Source organism: Tateyamaria pelophila, from assembly GCF_019966495.1.
Lineage (GTDB): Bacteria > Pseudomonadota > Alphaproteobacteria > Rhodobacterales > Rhodobacteraceae > Tateyamaria > Tateyamaria pelophila.
This window is the reverse complement of sequence record NZ_JAIMIA010000089.1, coordinates 1-18,670: the sequence shown is the minus strand read 5'-3', so window position 1 is coordinate 18,670 and position 18,670 is coordinate 1. Positions and strand designations below refer to the sequence as shown.

Annotated in this window: 15 protein-coding genes; 7 read left to right on the top strand and 8 right to left on the bottom strand. The window is 58.0% G+C overall.

What is annotated here, in order from left to right; translation table 11 throughout:
- From LC354_RS20380 to LC354_RS20370, 3 genes are all read right to left on the bottom strand, one after another.
- The coding region (locus tag LC354_RS20380) for a transposase (protein WP_223421634.1) at window positions 1-410 on the bottom strand (410 nt) is incomplete at its 3' end.
- 478 nt (window positions 411-888) lie between these two features.
- Window positions 889-1,575 carry a MipA/OmpV family protein gene (locus LC354_RS20375; protein WP_223427293.1) on the bottom strand — a complete coding sequence of 229 codons (687 nt, stop codon included), beginning with the start codon at window positions 1,573-1,575 and terminating at the stop codon, window positions 889-891.
- A 337-nt stretch (window positions 1,576-1,912) separates the two neighbouring features.
- Window positions 1,913-3,313: a hypothetical protein gene (locus LC354_RS20370; RefSeq protein WP_223427292.1), complete on the bottom strand. Its 1,401-nt coding sequence runs from the start codon at window positions 3,311-3,313 to the stop codon at window positions 1,913-1,915.
- Between the two features lie 761 nt (window positions 3,314-4,074).
- On the opposite strand from LC354_RS20370, the gene LC354_RS20365 reads away from it, so the two are divergent.
- On the top strand, window positions 4,075-6,345 hold the full coding sequence (locus tag LC354_RS20365) for a molybdopterin-dependent oxidoreductase (protein WP_223427291.1): 2,271 nt from the start codon (window positions 4,075-4,077) through the stop codon (window positions 6,343-6,345).
- Window positions 6,346-6,522: 177 nt separating this feature from the next.
- Here LC354_RS20365 and LC354_RS20360 read toward each other — a convergent pair whose 3' ends face one another.
- The 5 genes from LC354_RS20360 to LC354_RS20340 all read right to left on the bottom strand — a co-directional run bounded on the left by LC354_RS20360 (window position 6,523) and on the right by LC354_RS20340 (window position 13,314).
- Window positions 6,523-7,809: a DUF1576 domain-containing protein gene (locus LC354_RS20360; protein ID WP_223427290.1), complete on the bottom strand. Its 1,287-nt coding sequence runs from the start codon at window positions 7,807-7,809 to the stop codon at window positions 6,523-6,525.
- Window positions 7,806-10,880, bottom strand: coding sequence for an efflux RND transporter permease subunit (locus LC354_RS20355; protein WP_223427289.1), 3,075 nt, complete (start codon window positions 10,878-10,880; stop codon window positions 7,806-7,808). The genes LC354_RS20360 and LC354_RS20355 overlap by 4 nt, the downstream gene beginning before the upstream one ends.
- Before the next feature lies 1 nt (window position 10,881).
- Window positions 10,882-11,949 carry an efflux RND transporter periplasmic adaptor subunit gene (locus tag LC354_RS20350; RefSeq protein WP_223427288.1) on the bottom strand — a complete coding sequence of 356 codons (1,068 nt, stop codon included), beginning with the start codon at window positions 11,947-11,949 and terminating at the stop codon, window positions 10,882-10,884.
- Window positions 11,950-12,071: 122 nt separating this feature from the next.
- Complete coding sequence (gene ureG / locus LC354_RS20345; RefSeq protein ID WP_223427286.1) at window positions 12,072-12,722, bottom strand: urease accessory protein UreG; 651 nt, start codon at window positions 12,720-12,722, stop codon at window positions 12,072-12,074.
- 64 nt (window positions 12,723-12,786) lie between these two features.
- On the bottom strand, window positions 12,787-13,314 hold the full coding sequence (locus tag LC354_RS20340; protein ID WP_223427284.1) for an urease accessory protein UreE: 528 nt from the start codon (window positions 13,312-13,314) through the stop codon (window positions 12,787-12,789).
- Between the two features lie 283 nt (window positions 13,315-13,597).
- Between LC354_RS20340 and LC354_RS20335 the strand changes: the two genes are divergently transcribed.
- The 6 genes from LC354_RS20335 (at window position 13,598) to LC354_RS20310 (ending at window position 18,538) form a co-directional block, all read left to right on the top strand.
- Entirely contained in the window at window positions 13,598-14,473 is an 876-nt protein-coding gene (locus tag LC354_RS20335; RefSeq protein WP_223427282.1) for an urease accessory protein UreD, read from the top strand.
- 22 nt (window positions 14,474-14,495) lie between these two features.
- Window positions 14,496-14,798 carry an urease subunit gamma gene (locus LC354_RS20330; protein ID WP_223427280.1) on the top strand — a complete coding sequence of 101 codons (303 nt, stop codon included), beginning with the start codon at window positions 14,496-14,498 and terminating at the stop codon, window positions 14,796-14,798.
- Window positions 14,799-14,808: 10 nt separating this feature from the next.
- Window positions 14,809-15,120, top strand: a complete 312-nt coding sequence (locus LC354_RS20325; protein WP_223427279.1) for an urease subunit beta — start codon at window positions 14,809-14,811, stop codon at window positions 15,118-15,120.
- 1 nt (window position 15,121) lies between these two features.
- Window positions 15,122-16,825: an urease subunit alpha gene (gene ureC / locus LC354_RS20320; RefSeq protein WP_223427273.1), complete on the top strand. Its 1,704-nt coding sequence runs from the start codon at window positions 15,122-15,124 to the stop codon at window positions 16,823-16,825.
- A gap of 12 nt (window positions 16,826-16,837) precedes the next feature.
- Window positions 16,838-17,842 carry an urea transporter gene (locus LC354_RS20315; protein WP_223427272.1) on the top strand — a complete coding sequence of 335 codons (1,005 nt, stop codon included), beginning with the start codon at window positions 16,838-16,840 and terminating at the stop codon, window positions 17,840-17,842.
- Window positions 17,843-18,073: 231 nt separating this feature from the next.
- A complete protein-coding gene (locus LC354_RS20310) occupies window positions 18,074-18,538 on the top strand; it encodes an MgtC/SapB family protein (RefSeq protein ID WP_223427270.1) in 465 nt (154 codons plus the stop codon).
- Window positions 18,539-18,670 lie beyond the last annotated feature (132 nt).

Below are 18,670 nucleotides of genomic sequence, written 5' to 3'. Positions count from 1 at the left end.
TCAGACAGAGCCGCCCGGTTCTCTGCGGTCGCCAGTCCCTCGGTCTCGAACCGGCCCATCTGCGACGTGGATGCGGCATGCGCATCGACGGCACGGCCACCGACAACCTGGCGCATCACGGGATCGAGCGCGAGACGGTCGGCGTCATTGACGTCCCCGTATCCTGCCAACCGGCCGTAGACCGATTGCCGAAACAGCCCGTCGAGCCGGTGGATCGTGTTCTTGCCACGGCGATTATCGCACAGGGCAGCAGACGCCAGATTGGACAGACCGAGCGCGTCATCAAGCTCGCGCATCACCAGAAGGCCGCCATCCGAACTGAGCTGAGCGCCCCGGAATTCCAGCCGCACGCGAGGGTCAAAATCCACACGATCTGCCCGCTGCAAGCCCGCACCCTCTGGGTGATCCATGAAACACATCCTCCGCAGCAACCAACGCCATGATATATATAGAAAATATCACGTTCAAGACAGCGAAATCAGAGATCTACTTGGGGAATGCGGGTTTCAGTTTCGTTGTACAGCAGTCAGCGACCCGTAACTGTGGGTCCTGGTCGGCTGAGGTCGAAGACAGCCAGGAATTGGAAATGGGCTTTCCAGTCAATTTCTTGAGGAAACATACATCGCGTGGTTGCGACGTGAATTGCTTTGTGTGGGACGGATGTTTGCAGGACAGATTCAGTTTGGCATTGCGGCGCACTTTGCCCATGTAACTGTCAGTACATCGCGGAATGAGACACTTTGCGAAGAGCGTCACCGCACTGGTTCAGGGAGGCGCCCAGGAATGACCAGCGCACGGCAAAAACTTGATATGCGCGGCGACGTTTCAGACAGGCCGCGCACCCCGGGCGTTCTCAGGGATGCGCGACCTACAGAAAAGATGCAAGTGTTAGAAATCGATGGATATGCGACGAACCAATACGAGTTTGATCCGGAATTGGTCATCATCCCCTTGCTGGGTGATCGGAGAATCTTTTGCATCGTTGGTCAGCCGGTCCCACGTGAGATCAGCGCGCACGCCCCAGCGGGGGTTGAACTGATAGAGCGCAGTTATCTCAACCCCGGCACTCATGAGGCCACCATCCGCTGAGTATTCCGCCAGCCCACTTGCAGCTGATTCAGTCTGGTTGATGCCGAAATATGTGTTTGCGAATTTGTTTGAACCAAAGTTCATGCGCGGACCAGCTGTGAGCGTCAATCCCTGAATGGGACGCGCAATCAAGTCGGCTCCCGCATCGCCAACAAAGGATTTGTGGCCGAAAAAGCCATAGCGTGCGTTGGCGAAAACCCGGTAGTTCGCTTGTTCATAGCCAAGACCCAAACCAAGTTCCAAGGTTCTGTTGACGTCATCCAGACCATTGATTTCGTCATGCTCGCTTGAGTCACGTTTACCGATGTAATTTGCAGAACCGCGAAGGCCGAAACCTTCAACGAAACCAACTGTATTGCCGGAACCAAATGTAAACCCGTTTGGAAAACGGACGTAATCGAAACGAAAAGTCCCGGACGGGCTCAATTCGTAATCATCCGAACCAAAATAGGCTGGCGCATAAGAGGCCCCGGCTCCGATTGTCATGACCACATCCGGATCAGGATCGTCCAGCGTACCGCCCGCTGACAGCAAACCGGGAAGAAAACCATCCTGAGCAAACACAGATTGGGCCATAGACAAAGACCCACTTAGAGCGACAGCGCAGGCCAGAATATGCTTGGAAAATTTCATTTATCAGACTTCCGTGAAGGGCGAAGGCAGACGGCTCGACGCTGGATTGCATAATAAGCGGCCGACGCCGGAAAAAACAGATCAAAACTCGGACAGTGCCATAATTCACGATGAGCGTGACAAGAAAGCTATGCACAATCTGAAGGTGTCAGGATTTGCGAACAGCGTGCACAACCATGATCGCAAATGTCTATGCGCGCTCATGTTCCAGTATGCGAGGAATGTTCTCGACTGCGGCCTTGCTCAGCGGCGCGAACCGGCTCAGTTTTTTCAGCTTTTCAGAATCGCGTGCTGTGAGGCCGACCAGCAAATGGTTCATCCCGTACAGGCGACATTTGTCGATCCATGCCTTTAGCTCAGGCACTTGCGTCCACGCTCCTTGGTTGAGCATCCCGTTTCGCGCTTCAGCCAGATACTGCGCGGGCGTATCGTGAAAGTTCACAAGGTGCGTGCAGGCTTTACGCACCTGGTCGTCTGCAACCCTGGCTTCCAGAAACGCGATCAAAGCGGCGCTGAACAAGGGCTGAAACAAGCGCACCATGAAGAGGTTTATCGTATCGCCATCAAAGATCGGTGGTGCATCCGGCCCCAAAATCGTCCCTGCCCGCGCGGTGCAATCTATGTACAGCCGACCAGGTGCGACATCCACTTCTGCGTCTTGCAGGACAAGCCGATCAGGTTCGATCCGGGTCACATGTCCCGCACGCAGAACATCCGTGACCTGTCGCAACGCCTCGATTTCCGTGTTGGAGCAAACGGCAGCATGAAATTTGGTTGGCCAAACCTCGGGATCAATACGGTGCCACATGCCCGATTTTTCCATCTGTTCACAATACTCCGTAACCGTCGACGCGGTCCCGAACGCGGCCAACTCCGCCTGAAACGAGTCGATAGCAGTGTCAAAAAAATCAGGATGGTTCATGATTTTTTCGCGATGGAACAGCCAGTAATCGTTGGGGCGCACCCACGTAATATTCGCAGGCTCAACGCCACGATCCAACAGCCAGATGACTGCATCCATCCCCGTCTTGCCCGCCCCGATCACGGTAAAAGCGTCATGCCCTGGCGCACGTTGCGGCAGATCGTTGGGCGGAATGCACTCTACGCCCGTCGCAACGTCAAAGGAGCGATTATGCGTCGACGGGATCGATCCAAGATCGCCCCAGAGGCCCGCATTGACCAGCTTCTTGCCGATCTGGATGTCGGTGACCTTGCCCGTGACAAGTGATCTGATCTGCCCATCGCCGACATGTTCTGACATCGGGAAATATGTTATGCGGCCCGTTGGCAGGTAGGTGTTCTCCATCAGATCGTGGAAATAGTGCAGAATTTCGGATTTGGTGGACAACTCGAAGAGGCCCGCATTAAATCCGCCCTCCGCCAAACGTGGCGTGTTCAGCGGCCGTGAACAAACACCGTAAAACGAGGATGACTGGTGCAAACGCACAAACGGATAGGCATCATTCCAATGCCCGCCGGGTGCGTCGCGCCGATCCACAATTGCCACGGTCGCGTCGGTTTCGCTCAGGATGACATCCAGAAAGGAAAGCCCTGTCGCGCCAGCGCCGCAAATCAGATAATCAACTTTCATAGGTCTATTCTCCTGAGGACCGGACTTGGTAACATACCGTAGGGCATACTTTTGGGTATGGATATTCCATTAATGCCTCGCCCGGCTCGCGCGTATTCTTTGGGTCCAAACAACTCGGGTCTGCCCGAAATGAGCGCACCACAAGAGGATCACAATCAGACAAACCCACCGCTCCTTCCATTTGTGTGCCGGCAGGCATTATTCGTCACCGAGCGACAGAATTACCCCTCGTTCGGCGCTATATCCCGGCGGGGACTGGCGCCATAGCGGGCCAAGACTGACGCTGGTCCTACGAACTCAATCACCGTGATCCAAGCGTCCGCCTGCCCGGTAAAGTCAGACCAGGCTTGGTCCAGACGGGCCTTGAACGCGGCCTGTCCCGGTGCAGCTATCCGTTCTTGTGCGTAGGAGGGGGCAAAAAGGAACTGGGGCCGGACACCGGGTAAAGATGCACCTTCCAATCTCGCAAATGCCTGCCAATGCGTCAGCCCGACTGATCTTCAACCCATCGCCCAATCGTGTTTGGACCCGGTAGCGCAAGCCTGCATTACCCGGATTGTAGGCATTGGCCGTCGGCACATGCTCACATGCTTGGCTTTGATCGGCCGAAAGTGGGAAAAGATCGGCGTTTACGACGACAGGGTTGCAAAACTGTCCGGGGATGCGAATTTGCACGTGGTCATAAACAGTGCCCCAAGATCGAATTGTTCCGTCCCTTCTGGAAGCCACGGCTGGACCGGGCTATTTAACCCGATATGAGCATGTCAAACATACCCGCACCAGACCGAGAGCTTCTGACCTCCAATCACTGGGGCACCTACCGCGTTCATGTGAAAGACGGCCACGTCACCCATCTGGAGGATTTTGAAGAGGACAAGGATCCGTCGCCCATTGGCCACGGCATCGTTGATGTGCTGGAAGACGAAACGCGCATCAAGGCGCCGATGGTCCGCAAAAGCTGGCTTGAGGGTGGGCCGGGCGCGCGGGGTGACTTGCGCGGCGATGACCCGTTTGTCGAAGTCACTTGGGAAGAGGCCAATGCGCTTGTCGCCGAAGAACTGAACCGGGTCATTCAGGCGCACGGCAACAACGCCATCTATGCCGGATCGTATGGCTGGGCCAGCGCCGGGCGGTTTCATCATGCGCAAAGCCAACTCAAACGGTTCCTCAACTGCATCGGTGGATACACCAGCTCAAAGAATACATACTCTTTTGCTGCGGCCGAAGTGGTTGTGCCGCATATTCTCGGCACATTTCGCGGGCATCTGGATACCACCACATCGTGGGAAACCATTGCGACCGATTGCGAACTTTTTGTCGCCTTCGGTGGCGTACCATTGAAGAACGGACAGATCAGCCAAGGCGGCACCGGGGCCCATGTGCAAAAAGCGGGATTATTCGCAGCGCATGACGCGGGCGTCAAATTCGTGAATATCTCGCCGTTGCGCGCGGATATTGACGACAAGGTGAATGCGGACTGGATGGCGATCCGCCCCGGCACAGACGTCGCGTTGATACTGGCCTTGTGCCAAACCCTGCTGTCCGAAGAACTGCATGACGCAGATTTCCTGAACCGCTACACGCACGGCTTCGAAACCTTTGCAGCGTATCTGGAGGGCACGGCAGATGGGATCGTGAAATCACCCGATTGGGCCAGCAAAATCTGCGATGTGCCTGCGGACGCGATCCGAGCCCTTGCCCTCGAAATGGGCGCAAGCCGCACCATGATTTCGGTCGCATGGGCCCTGACCCGTCAGGATCACGGCGAACAACCGTTCTGGGCCGCCATCGCCCTCGCGTCCATGCTGGGCCAGATTGGCCTGCTCGGCACAGGGCTGGCGTTTGGCTATTCAGCGATGAACAATACCGGGCTCAACCGGCATCAGATCGACTGGGCGTCTGTCCCGCAAGGCGAAAATCCGGTGAAGGATTTCATTCCGGTCGCGCGCGTGACGGATCTGCTGGAAAATCCGGGCGGTGCGTTTGATTATGATGGCACGCAGTACACTTACCCCGACATCAAGATTATCTGGTGGGCCGGAGGCAATCCTTTCCACCACCATCAGGATCTGAACCGGATGCGCAAAGCCTGGGCGAAACCGGATACGATCATTGCCAACGAATGGTGCTGGAACGCGCTGGCGCGTCATGCCGATATCGTTTTGCCCTGCACCACCCCGTTGGAACGGCGCGATATCGCGATGTCCCCCAAAGACCCGTATGTCATTGCGATGGATCCCGCGATCGCGCCTGTCGGGCAAGCCCGAGACGATCACGAAATCTTTCGCGGCATCGCCTCCATGATGGGCGTGGATGACGCGTTTACGGACGGGCGGACGCCGGACGACTGGTTGCGCTGGCTCTGGTCAACCTCTCGCCAACGCGCGGCATCCGAGCAGATTGCGCTGCCGGATTGGGAAACACTCCAACGTGACGGCTGGGTTCGTCTACCCGACCCCGACGCGCCGACCATCATGCTCCAAGCGTTCCGCGACGACCCACAAGCAAATCCTCTGGAGACACCCAGCGGCAAGATCGAGATTTTCTCGGACACGATTGCATCATTCGGATATGAGGACTGCCCCGGACATCCGACATGGTTTGAACCGGTCGAATGGTTGGGCGGCGCTCAACCCTCCCAACTTCACCTGATCTCGAACCAGCCCAAGAACAAGCTCCACAGCCAGATGGATCACGGCTCGGTCAGCCGCGCGGACCGACCAAAAGGCGTCGAACGGTTGTTGATGAATCCCGAAGACGCGCAAGAGCGTGATCTGGTGGAAGGGCAGATTGTCTGCCTGAAAAACGCAAGGGGCGCGTGCGTTGCGGAACTCCGATTGTCCGAAAATATCCGGCGGGGTGTCATCCAGATGGCAACCGGCGCTTGGTACAAACCCGCCGGGACGCGTTGCGAAAACGGAAACCCCAATGTGCTGACGCTGGACAAGGGAACCTCGAAGCTGGCGCAAGGCCCGATCGCGCATTCCTGCCTTGTGGAAGTCGTGGCGGATCGCGGACCTTTGTCAACTTGACTTGCACGCTCGGGATTCAGGTCTTGTGAACGAGATGACGGGTCACGACGCAGAGGCAACGGATCACAGTTTCGGCAAGCATTGCAGCAATCGCATGCGGACCTGCTCCAACTGCATTCGCCGAACCAAAACATGCGCGAGAATACCCATGTTCAGCCATATCAGAACACAGAAGCTCTAGATTTTCGGCCCTGTCTGCTGCGTGAAGCGGGCTTGAATGGCCAGTGCCACCGGCGCAATCGTTGCGGCGACGAAACCCGCTGCGAAGCCGTTATTGTAGAGGTTCAGGCCCCCATGCAGCACCCCGACCGTTTGTGCGGCAGACACATGAACCATGCCCGCGACAATGCCCCAGTACCACCCGAAACTGCCTGAAATCGGTGCAAGCGTGGTCGAGAAGAGTGCAGCAAGAATGACGCCCGGCGTAGTGGGATCCCCCTGTTTGAGAACCGTTGCCAGAAAGACACCGGCGACCACGGGGGTACAATTGAAGGCATGTTTGCCAAATGCTCCAAAGCCGACAATCGACAGGATGGCACCAATGACTGGGCCATTCAGATCGGCATCAATCGCCAGTACGTAACCGGTCGAAAGAACCCCAAGCACGCCCATGTTGACCAGCACGGCCCCGTCGCCACAGGTCGCCGCAAAGTCGGTTGGGGATTGGCCCGGGCGCGTCAACAGATCGCGGTAGCGGCCAAAGCACTCGCGGTCCACAAGGCGGCCCGCCACGATCATCGCTCCGAAACAGACCATCAGGAACGGTGTCAACTGCCACGTCTTGTCGACCGCCCAGATGAAGACAGGCTCGGGGACAAAGCCGTAGGAAATATAAATGGCGACCACCAATGTGCCAATCAATCCGGCTGTGAACCCCATGTTGTAAAGGCTGTAACCCCCATGCGCCTTGAAGAGTTGCGCGGCTACCGGCGGCATGATGAAGCCCATGACTATGCCAGTCATGACACCCAAGGGGATGCTGATCATGGGGGCCAGCGATGTGCTGAACAGAACTTCGGACACCACCGGTGCCAAGGCACATCCAAAGAATGCTGTGTTGAGATGGTTCCCGAAGGGTTCGCCGCGAAAACGGCTGTAGATAAACACGCCTGCGAGGATCGGCCATATGTTCAACAAGTTCTTGCCAAACAGCGCAAAGCCCAACACCAGCAGCAACGCGGCAATCGCGCCGCCGCCGACAGTCGCACCGGTGACCCAATAGAACCCGGCGGCAATGATCGTGAGCAGTCCGGCGTTCAGGAAGGCGGCCCCGACGCCGCCCAACTCAACATAGTCTGTGATCAGTGTATCGCGGGCAAACAGGATGTTATCCATTCCGGCGAGAGTTTCCTCCCATCCTGAAACAAACAGCCCGAACCCGATAAACGCCAGCGCCAGCGCCCCGACGAACAACAGCCGCGTCTGGCTGCTGAGCGTCTGAGGCGGGACGGTCTCGTCGGTCATACCACTTCCGGCTCCGGTGTGGCTTGGGGTTGGGTTTCGCTTGCGCCGCTTCTGTTAAAAACCAGATCATAGAGGACAGGCAGCACAATCAAGGTCAGCACCGAAGCAATGGCCAAGCCACCCATAATGGCGAAAGCCATCGCGCTCCAGAACACCGTGAAGGCAATCGGAATCAATCCCAGCACTGTGGACAGGGCCGTCAGGGCAATCGGACGGACCCGGCTGGCAGAGGCGTCAATGACGGCCTGTCGCACCGGCTTGCCGGAGTGCCGCTCATCCTCGATCTGTTCAATCAGGATAACTGCGTTCTTGGCGATCATTCCGACAAGCGCCAAGACCCCGAGGATCGCCACAAAGCCAAGCGGTTGTCCTGAAATCAACAACGCCATGACGACACCGATCATGCCAAGCGGCGCCATAAACAGAACCATTCCCACCAGCCGGAAACTGCGCAGTGCGATCATCAGAATGGCCAGAACGAGCACCAGCATCAGCGGCACAACCTCAAAGACCGACGCCTGGGATTCGCTGCTTTCTTCGACCAGACCGCCGGTATCGATGGAAAAGCCCAGTGGCAGTCCTGCGCGCAGATCCTCGAGTGCAACCTCGATCATGTCTGCGACTGTTGCCGCCTCGATGCCGGGCTGAACATCTGCCTGAACGGTCAGGGCAGCCACCCGGTCACGTCGGTGGATCATCGGATTGGTCAACTCGGGTTCGAGCCTTGCAATCTGCGACAGCGGTACTGTCCGGCCACCGGGCAAGGCAATCTCGAGGTTTGCCATCCGCTCGGGCGACAGGGTCTGACCGCCTTCGGCACGCGCCACCACGGGGATCAGATAGATGTCGTCGCGGATTTGCGTCACTGGGGTTCCCGACAGATGCAGTTCCAGCACGTCGGAAACTGCCGCGGCACTCAGGCCGAGGCGCCGGGCTTCGTCCTGATCCAGTTCAACGCGAATGGTGCGCGCAGGCTCCATCCAGTTGAAACTGATCGACTTGGTAAAGCCTACGTCGGCCACAACCGCCGCAACCTCGCGCGCAATGGTCCGCGCCTGATCTGGGTCAGGGCCGGTTACACGATATTGAAGGGGCCACCCGACCGGCGGGCCAACCTCAAGCGCGTAGATCCGGGTGATGACACCGGGGAATTCTTCCGTCAGGATCTCTTCCAAAAGTGGCTGCAAGCGGAGCCTGTCTTCGATGCTGTCCGTCACAAGGACCAACTGCGCCAAGAACGGGTTCGGCGTCTGGACGTTCAGCGGCAGGTAGAACCGGATGGCACCGCGGCCTATATAGCTGCTCCAGCGGGCAATCCCTTCTTGCTCATGCAAAATGGTTTCCAACTTGTCGACGGTCGCTTGCGTACCGTGGATCGACGCGCCTTGCGGCATGTTGATGTCGATCAGCAATTCGACGCGATCCGAGGGCGGGAAAAACTGTCGAGGCACCTGCGAAAGCCCGAGAATTGCCAGAACGAACAACCCGACCGTAGCGCCAACCACGATCAACCGAATGCGCATCGCCGCTTGCAATACGCGGCGAAACGCCCTCAGCATCAGGCCTTCTTGCTTGCTGTCCGCTGATTTCGGAGCGCGCAGCAACAAAACGCCAATCACCGGAACAAAAAGCACCGCGACGACCCAGGAAGCGATCAGGGCAATGCCAACCACAGCGAATATCGAAAAGGTGTATTCACCTGCGGAACTTTGTGCAAAGCCCACGGGCACAAAGCCCGCAATGGTGACCAACGCCCCGGCCAGCATGGCAAAGGCGAGTTTGGAATAGGCATAGGATCCGGCCTGCACTTCATCATCCCCGGCGGCCAGCCGCCGGCTCATGCTGTCGACCGTCGTCATCGCATCGTCGACCAGCAATCCAAGTGCAATGATGAGCGCCCCAAGCGAGATCCGCTGAAGGTCGATACCGACGAATTGCAGGATGACGAAAACAGCCGCCATGGTCAGTGGGATGGCGATGGCGACAACCAATCCGGCCCGCACGCCGAGGGCCACGAAGCTGATGACCAGAACGATGGCGATCGCCTGCCAAAGAGACTCGGTGAATTCCGAGATCGCGACGTCCACAATTTCAGGCTGGTTGGCGACCAGCACGTACTCGATCCCGATGGGCAAATCGGCGAGAAGTTCGGTCATCCGCTGTTCGAGGTTCTGGCCCAAGGCGATCACGTCACCACCGTCCGCCATCGCGATGGCCAGACCCAATGCGTCCTGTCCGTTCACACGGAACATCGGTTGCGGTGGATCCGCATATCCACGACGGATCTGGGCCACGTCGCCCAGACGGACGCTGCGCCCGTTGGCCGGCAGAACGATGTCGCGTAGATCCTCTTCGCTCGAGAAAGCACCGGTCACCTCCACTGAAATCGCGTCTGTGCCGCTGCGCAGGGTACCGCCGGGCCGCACGAGGTTCTGCCCCCGAAGCGCGTCACGTATGGCGCTCGGTGGAATTCCTACGGAAGCCAGCTGGGCCGGATCGAACTCGACGAAGAACGTCTCGTCCTGCGCTCCAAGAATTTCAATCTTGGACACATATTGCACCCGCAACAGGTCCGAACGGATGTCTTCGACGTAATCGCGCAGCTCACGACGCGAGAAACCATCTGCCATAAAGCCATAAATAACGCCGAACGTATCGCCGAATTCATCGTTGAAGCCGGGTCCGATCACTCCCTGAGGGAGTGTATGCCGCATGTCCCCGACCCGGTTTCTGACGTTTTTCCAGATCGCCGGAACTTCATCCGCAGGGGTCGCGCTGACGAGATGCACGAACAATGTCGAGACGCCCGGCCGTGTCTCGCTGTCGATGCGATCGATATAGGGCGTTTCCTGCAACGTTTGTTCAAGCCGCTCGGTCACCTGCAACAAGGTTTCCTCGGCGGTGGCGCCAGGCCACGACGCCTGCACGACCATGGTGCGGATGGTAAAGGGCGGGTCTTCATCCCGTCCAAGCTCCAGAAATGCGATGACGCCCATTATAACCGTCAGAGCCATGAAAAAATAGACCAGCGACTTGTTTTTCAGGGCCCATGCGGACAGATTAGCGCCCATCCTAGCGACCCTCCCCGACCCGCACTTCTTGCCCGGGGCGCAGGGTCTGGACACCGGCGGTCACGACAGTTTCACCATCGGCAATGCCTTGCGTCACCCAGACCTCGGCGATGTCAAATCGGCCAATCTCGACCTTTCGCAGTTCGACAATCCCTGTGCCCGGGTCAACGATAAAGACCGCTGGATCGCCTTCCATCGTAGTCAACGCCGTGGCAGGTAGTGGCGTTGCTGCGAGGCCCGCCAATTCCAGGCTTCCGGTGACAGCGGAGCCGAGCCGAAAGCTGTCCGGAACGTCGGACAGGCCAACCCGGACGAGGAAGGTGCGCGTAACCGCATCCGCTTGCGGGGCGACTTCCCGGACAAGCCCGTTCGCGACGGCCGAATTGTCGCTCACAAGCGCAACCTGAACACTTGCTGTCGGGTCAGCGGATTGAATGAGCCGCTCGGGCACATCAAAGACCGCGTCCCGACCATTGTCGCGCGCCATGCGAACAACCATTGCACCTGCCGCGACAACCTCGCCCGGTTCGGCACCAGTGGCAGTCACCACACCCGATGCATCCGCATAGAGCGCCGTGAACGCCAGCGCCTCTTGCGCGTTCGCGAGGTTCGCGCGCGCCGCATCCGCACGGGCACGCGCTTGGCGCAGAGTCTGCAGCGCGACATCATAGCGTTGCTGCGTGTTGAACCCACGCTCCAGAAGTTGCGCGTTGCGTTCGTAATCTGTCTCGGCCCGGTCCGCATCGCCCTCGGCGGCCTGAACCTCGGCTTGCGCTGCGGCGATGGCATTGCGCTGCGTCGTGTCTTCCAGCCGCGCCAGAAGCTGCGCGGGTTCGACGCTATCGCCGACATCGACAAAGCGATTGACCACGCGCCCGCTGGTCCGGAACCCGAGCGTCACGGTATCCTGCGCACGAATATCGCCCGTCAGGGTTACAGTCTCCCCACCGGCATCGCTTTGGGCGAGGATCACGCGGACTGGGCGGATCGGCTCTGAAATGGGTTCAGGCTCTTCGCGGCAAGCTGCCAGGATCGTCAAAGTGGAGATGAAAATGACTAAGCGTTTCAATTTTTATGCCCATAGCTGATACGTTTCAGATTGATGCCACTCTGCCAGAATTTGCCGCTCTTGGATGTGTCAAAGTAAAGAGCTGCCCGTCCCGGTCAGAAAGGGGTCGTCGTTACGGCCGTTCATGCCACGTTGTGACTCTCTTCAAGGTCGCGGCGCTTCACCAAACCACCGTTTTCGACCAGATAGGACACCACCTCCTGCACGCCGACACTGCGCGACATGTCGGAAAAAACCACCTCACGATGGCCCCGCATCCGGGCGGCATCCGACACCATGACGTCCAGATTGACACCTACGTAAGGGGCCAGATCGGTCTTGTTGATGACCAGAAGGTCAGACCGGGTGATGCCGGGACCACCTTTGCGGGGAATCTCTTCTCCCTGACAAACCGAGATCACATAAATCGAAAGATCGGCGAGATCCGGAGAAAACGTTGCAGCCAGATTGTCGCCACCGGATTCAATGAACACGATGTCCAGATCCGGAATCTTGCGGTTCAATTCGGCGATGGCCTGCAGATTGATCGACGCATCCTCTCGGATCGCAGTATGCGGGCAACCGCCGGTTTCAACCCCTACGACGCGCTCTGCAGGCAACACTTGCTTGCGGGTCAGGAACTCCGCGTCTTCCTTGGTGTAAATGTCATTGGTGATGACGCCAATCGAATAATCGTCCCGCATCGCCAGACACAGTTTCTCCGTAAGCGTCGTCTTGCCCGAGCCCACTGGCCCACCAATTCCAATTCTAAGCGGTCCGTTTCCTGATGACATGCTGGCTTGCTCCACCTGTTAAATCGCGCCTGATACCCACCTGCTGGCGTCGTTACCCGTGTCGTTACCCGTGGTGATGATGCGCGTGCTCATCGCCATGGCTGTGTGGCTCATGGTCGTGGCTGTGCGAGCCGTGGCCATGGCTGTGGAACTGGCCGTCATAGGCCCCTCGGGACGGCGAAAATGTATCCGTCACATCGGCTACGGATGCGCCCAACCCTTCCAACATGCCCCGAATGACGTGATCACGCAGGATCAGGATGTGGTCGGCCGCGATCTCGGCGGGCAGGTGACGGTTGCCGATGTGCCATGCCAATTGCGTCAGATGAATACCGTCACGCCCGCGCACTTCGAAAAGATCCTCCGAGGCAGCCTCGACCAACACTGCGGTTCCATCATCAAGCGTAAGCAGGTCTCCGGCGTTCAAAACGGTCGGACGGGTCAGATCAATCAGGATTTTTTCATTGTTCGACAGGCGAATGGTCTTGCGCCGCACGTGCCGCTCATCATGGGCCAAGACGGCAGTGAGCGCTGCACTATCTGCGTGCGCGCCAACATCTTGCGCGGCAGTTATGCTTACAACTTTCTGCATTCCGCAATCCCCATTATTCACCGATATTCGTTGATTTGCACGCGTCGCTCAGGTCGCAGCCGACTTACAGAATGACTCGCACAGGGTGCTTGCCTTGTCAAACTTTTAGCCTCTGTTTCCTCGCCGGATACACCTGAAATTGATTGCTGGTAGGATCGTATTCCGGAATGCACTCCATGCCTTTCAGATTTCAAAAAACGCTTTCAATTCCAAATGCGCTGAACAATAGTTTGACGAGAATAGTAGAACTTAAACTGAATTTGAACTGTTGGGAGTTTCACGCTTGGCAAAGGACATGCCCGATCCGGAAATGACCCTGCCGCGCAATACGGTCGATGCGTCCGCATCCTGGGTTGCGAAACTGGACCTCGATTTCATACGGAAACATGAAAAGACGCTGGTTCATAAAAAGCATGTTGGGCCGATGCTGGTGCAACGACCGTTCTATCCGGAATCCGACGGAACCTGTCATTCTTATATCTTGCACCCACCGGGTGGTGTCGCGGGCGGCGACAGTCTTGGGTTGCGAATTAATGTGGGCGCAGGCGCCAGCAGCGTGTTGACGTCGCCTGGCGCGACAAAATTCTACCGCTCGCCACACCGCGTCAGCACCCAACGGATCGAGATTACCGTGGATGCCGGAGGTGCCTGCGAGTTTCTCCCAATGGAAAACATCGTTTTCAACGACGCAAGAGCGCGTACGGAAACGGAGGTCACCCTGAAAGGAGACGCGACTTTTGTCGGATGGGACATCACCAGCCTTGGCCGTCCCGCAGCACAGGAAGCCTTTGATATGGGCAGTTTTGAGCAACGCACGACGATCACGCGCGATGGTCGCCCGATCTGGTTCGAGCGGGCCGCATTTGACGGTGATGCGGATTTCCTGCGCGCCGCTTATGGCCTATCGGGTCAGCCGATCTTTGGCACGATGATCTATGCCGGGCCACTGCCCGAAGATGCCGTCGAAACAATACGCCAGCATCTTGAACCAGCCGAGTTCGGTCAAGTGTCGATCAGCCAGTTGCAGGATGTCGTGGTTTGTCGCTACGCAGGTTCCAAAGTCAGGTCTGCGCGGCAGTTTTTCTTGAGGTCGTGGGACCTGTTGCGTAGGCTTGGCCTCGGCAAAGCTGCCTGCCACCCACGCATTTGGTCGACCTGAAATAGATGAGACGGGGATTGAAATGAACTTACTGCCACGCGAAAAAGACAAGTTGCTGATCTTCACGGCGGGTATGCTGGCGGAACGGCGCAAGGCCCGCGGTCTGAAACTGAACCACCCAGAAGCCATTGCCTATATCTCGCTGGAGATCCTCGAAGGTGCCCGTGACGGGCGCACCGTGGCCGACCTGATGTCCTATGGAGCCACCCTTCTGACCCGCGATGACGTGATGGATGGTGTGGCAGAGATGATCTACGACGTTCAGGTCGAAGCGACCTTTCCCGACGGCACCAAGCTGGTGACTGTCCACAACCCTATTCAGTGAGGCGGGCGGCATGAAACCAGGTGAAATGTTCATTGAAGACGGCGAGATTGAACTGAACGCAGGGCGCGACAAGATCACGGTTGAAGTCGCAAATTCCGGAGATCGCCCCATTCAGGTCGGCTCGCACTATCATTTCTTCGAAACCAACTCGGCCCTCAAGTTCGACCGGGACGCGACGCGCGGTTTTCGGCTCGACATCGCCAGCGGCACGGCAGTCCGGTTTGAGCCCGGCCAAGAGCGGGAAGTCAGGTTGGTAAAATACGCGGGTGACCAGAAAGTCTTTGGTTTCACTGGAAAGATCATGGGCCCCCTGGAGAACTGATATGGTTAAAATTACACGCGAAACCTATGCCTCCATGTATGGTCCGACGACGGGTGACCGGGTGCGGCTGGCCGACACTGACCTGATCATCGAGGTCGAGAAAGACCACACAATTTATGGGGATGAAGTCACATTTGGCGGCGGCAAGGTGATCCGCGATGGCATGGGACAAGGCCAGCGCAATGCTGCTGATGTTGTCGATCTGGTCATCACCAACGCCGTCATTCTCGACCATCAGGGCGTCATCAAGGCGGATGTCGGCATCAAGAACGGTCGCATCACCGCCATCGGGCGCGCGGGCAACCCTGACATTCAGCCGGACGTGGATGTGGTCATCGGACCCGGCACCGACGTGATTGCAGGCGAAGGCAAGATCCTGACCCCCGGCGGTATCGACACCCATATCCACTTTATCGCACCGCAACAGATTGACGATGCGCTGACCGCTGGCGTGACCACACTGGTGGGCGGGGGCACGGGGCCTTCCGTGGGTACGCTTGCGACAACGGTGACACCGGGCCCGTGGTATATTCACCGGATGTTGGAAGCGGCAGATGCGCTGCCGATCAACATCGCCCTGATGGGCAAGGGCAATACCAGCCTGCCCGAACCGATCCACGAACAGATCCGCGCAGGGGCAGCTGCGCTGAAACTGCACGAAGACTGGGGCACTACCCCCGCGGCCATCGACAATTGCCTGACCGTGGCAGACCTTGAAGACGTGCAGGTCGCGATCCACACGGATACGTTGAACGAAAGCGGCTTTGTCGCCGATACTTTCGCCGCGATGAAGGGGCGCACGATCCACTCTTTCCATACCGAAGGCGCCGGGGGCGGCCATGCGCCCGACATCATCACAGCGGCCGGTGAGGCCAATATCCTGCCCGCCTCAACCAATCCGACGCGGCCCTACACGATCAACACGGTGGACGAACATCTGGACATGCTGATGGTCTGCCACCACCTCTCCCCTGATATCCCCGAAGACGTCGCCTTTGCCGAAAGCCGTATTCGCAAGGAAACGATCGCTGCCGAAGACATCCTGCACGACATGGGCGTATTCTCGATGATGTCATCGGATTCACAGGCCATGGGCCGGATTGGCGAAACGGTGATCCGCTGCTGGCAAACGGCGCACAAGATGAAGGTCCAGCGCGGCGCACTGCCCGAAGACAATGAGCGCAACGATAACTTCCGGGCCAAGCGCTACATAGCAAAATATACCATCAACCCCGCGATCACGCATGGCTTTGCCCATGAGATCGGGTCGGTCACCGTTGGCAAGCGCGCAGATCTGGTGTTGTGGGATCCCAAGATGTTCGGCGCCAAACCGTCGCTTGTCCTGTTGGGCGGCATGATCGCCACGGCGCCTATGGGCGACACGAATGCATCGATTTCCACGCCGCAACCTGTCCACTATCGCCCCATGTTCGGCGCATTGGGCGGTGCTCTTTCCTCGACCGGGGTGACATTCGTCTCGCAAGCATCGCTGGATGATGGGATCGGTGAGAAACTGAACCTGAAAAAGGCACTTGTCGCCGTCAAGGGCACGCGGACGGTCAAGAAAAAGGACATGATCCACAACGACGCCTGTCCAAAGCTGGAAGTCGATCCGCAAACCTACGAAGTGCGCGTGGACGGCGTCGCGATCACTTGCGAACCGGCTGCGGAATTGCCGCTGGCGCAACGCTACTTCCTGTTCTAGGAGGCCCGCCGGATGGATGTCGTGCATCTGCGGGATCATCCCTGGTTGGGGATTTTCGACTGGATGCTGCGCGGCATCGGTCAGGTCGTATTTCAGAACAACGCCCTGAGCGGTGCCGTGATCCTGTTCGCCTTGTTCTACAATTCTTGGATCTATGGCTCTATTGCCATTCTGGGTGTGGCAGCCAGCACCCTTGCGGCGCTGGCGCTGAAAGCGGACCGGGAGATGATCAAAGCCGGGCTGTTCGGCTTTAACGGCGCTCTGGTTGCCCTCTGCCTCGTGGCCTTCACCAGCGCGGATTTTCGCACAGGAGCAGTGCCGGCGCCACTGATGACAGTCTACATCATTTTCGGCTCGGCCCTGTCCACCATCGTCATGCAGGCCATGGCCACGGTGCTGGCCCCGTTCAGGGTGGCGGCGCTGACCGGCCCCTTCGTTCTGGTGGGCTGGATGTTCCTGTTTGCCGTTCTCAAATTCGAAAACCTCGACGCGGGCCCCCTCGTCAAGCCCATCTCGCCCGAGGATTTCCCGGACTCGATCGCCTATACTCTGCCCACGTGGTATATGGGGATCGGCAATGCCATCGGTCAGATTTTCTTTCAGGACAACTGGATCACAGGCTATCTGATCATTCTCGGGATCGCGATAAACTCACGCATCAGCGCAGCAATGGCGCTAATCGGAGCGGGCGTGGCAGCGCTGACGGCTGTAATCTCGGGCGGCCCGGAAGGTGCCATCCGGGACGGACTGTTCGGATACAACGCGGCACTGACGGCCATGGCCCTTTGCGGGGTCTTTCTGGTCGCGAACGTGCAAAGTGTCTTGTACGCCATCTTTGGCGCAATCATTTCGACATGGCTGTGGGCGTCGGTCGCGATTTTCCTCGGCCCTATCGCGATGCCGGTCCTGACGTCTGCATTTGTGCTCGTGACTTGGATGATGCTGTTGGCACAATCCGGGTTCAAGGCGCTGTCCGCGATGCCTCCTCCGGATGCACCTCCACCCAGCGACAGCTGACAGCCCAAGAGACGCGGTGCAGATTAGAGCCCGTTTTGCCGTTCAAAGACCTGCACTGCGTTTTGCGAATCTGCTGGATTGGTGCGAAACCGGACTCATCGTGGAGAGACCAACACATCAAGACCATTCAATTCGTTTGACGAAAACGCCGTTTCCTGCAAGAAAAACAACGCAATCAAGCCCGAACGCGCACAGGCGAAAGCAGCTGAAGAAGATGGAGTACGCGACCACATGCTTGCCAACTTCTCTCCAACCGGGTTCTTTCCCGACGCGATGAGCCACCTGATCATTGCTGTCATTTGCGGCGGTGCTATCGGGCTTGACCGGCAATTGCGCGGCAAGCCCGTCGGCATCCGAAGCTGCACGATTGTCGTTATCACCACAGCGATGCTGGTTGACCTCGGCAATGCAGCGACCGATTCAAGCGGCGATCCCTCACGGGTGATGTCCGCAATCGTGTCCGGGGTGGGCTTTCTCGGCGGAGGCGTCATCCTTTCGCAAGGTGGACGCGTACAGGGCGTCACCACAGCCGCATTGGTCTGGGCGCTTGCGGCGATCGGGATTGCGATTGGGCTCAGCTTTGGGCTTGCGGCACTGGCTCTGACGTTGACCCTCATTGTCTTGATGATCGTCGTCGACTGGGCCGAAAACCGGTTTCCCCGGCTGCGGGGCGTGCCGAGACACCAGAAAGACTAAAGCGTTTTGTGTTTGATCTGAATCGAAAGGGATTCACAGGAAGCTTTTTGTCTGATTCACTTCCGTTGGGAGGTGGATCATGGGCAAACCATATTCTTTGGACCTTCGGGAACGGATTTGCACGTATGTGGC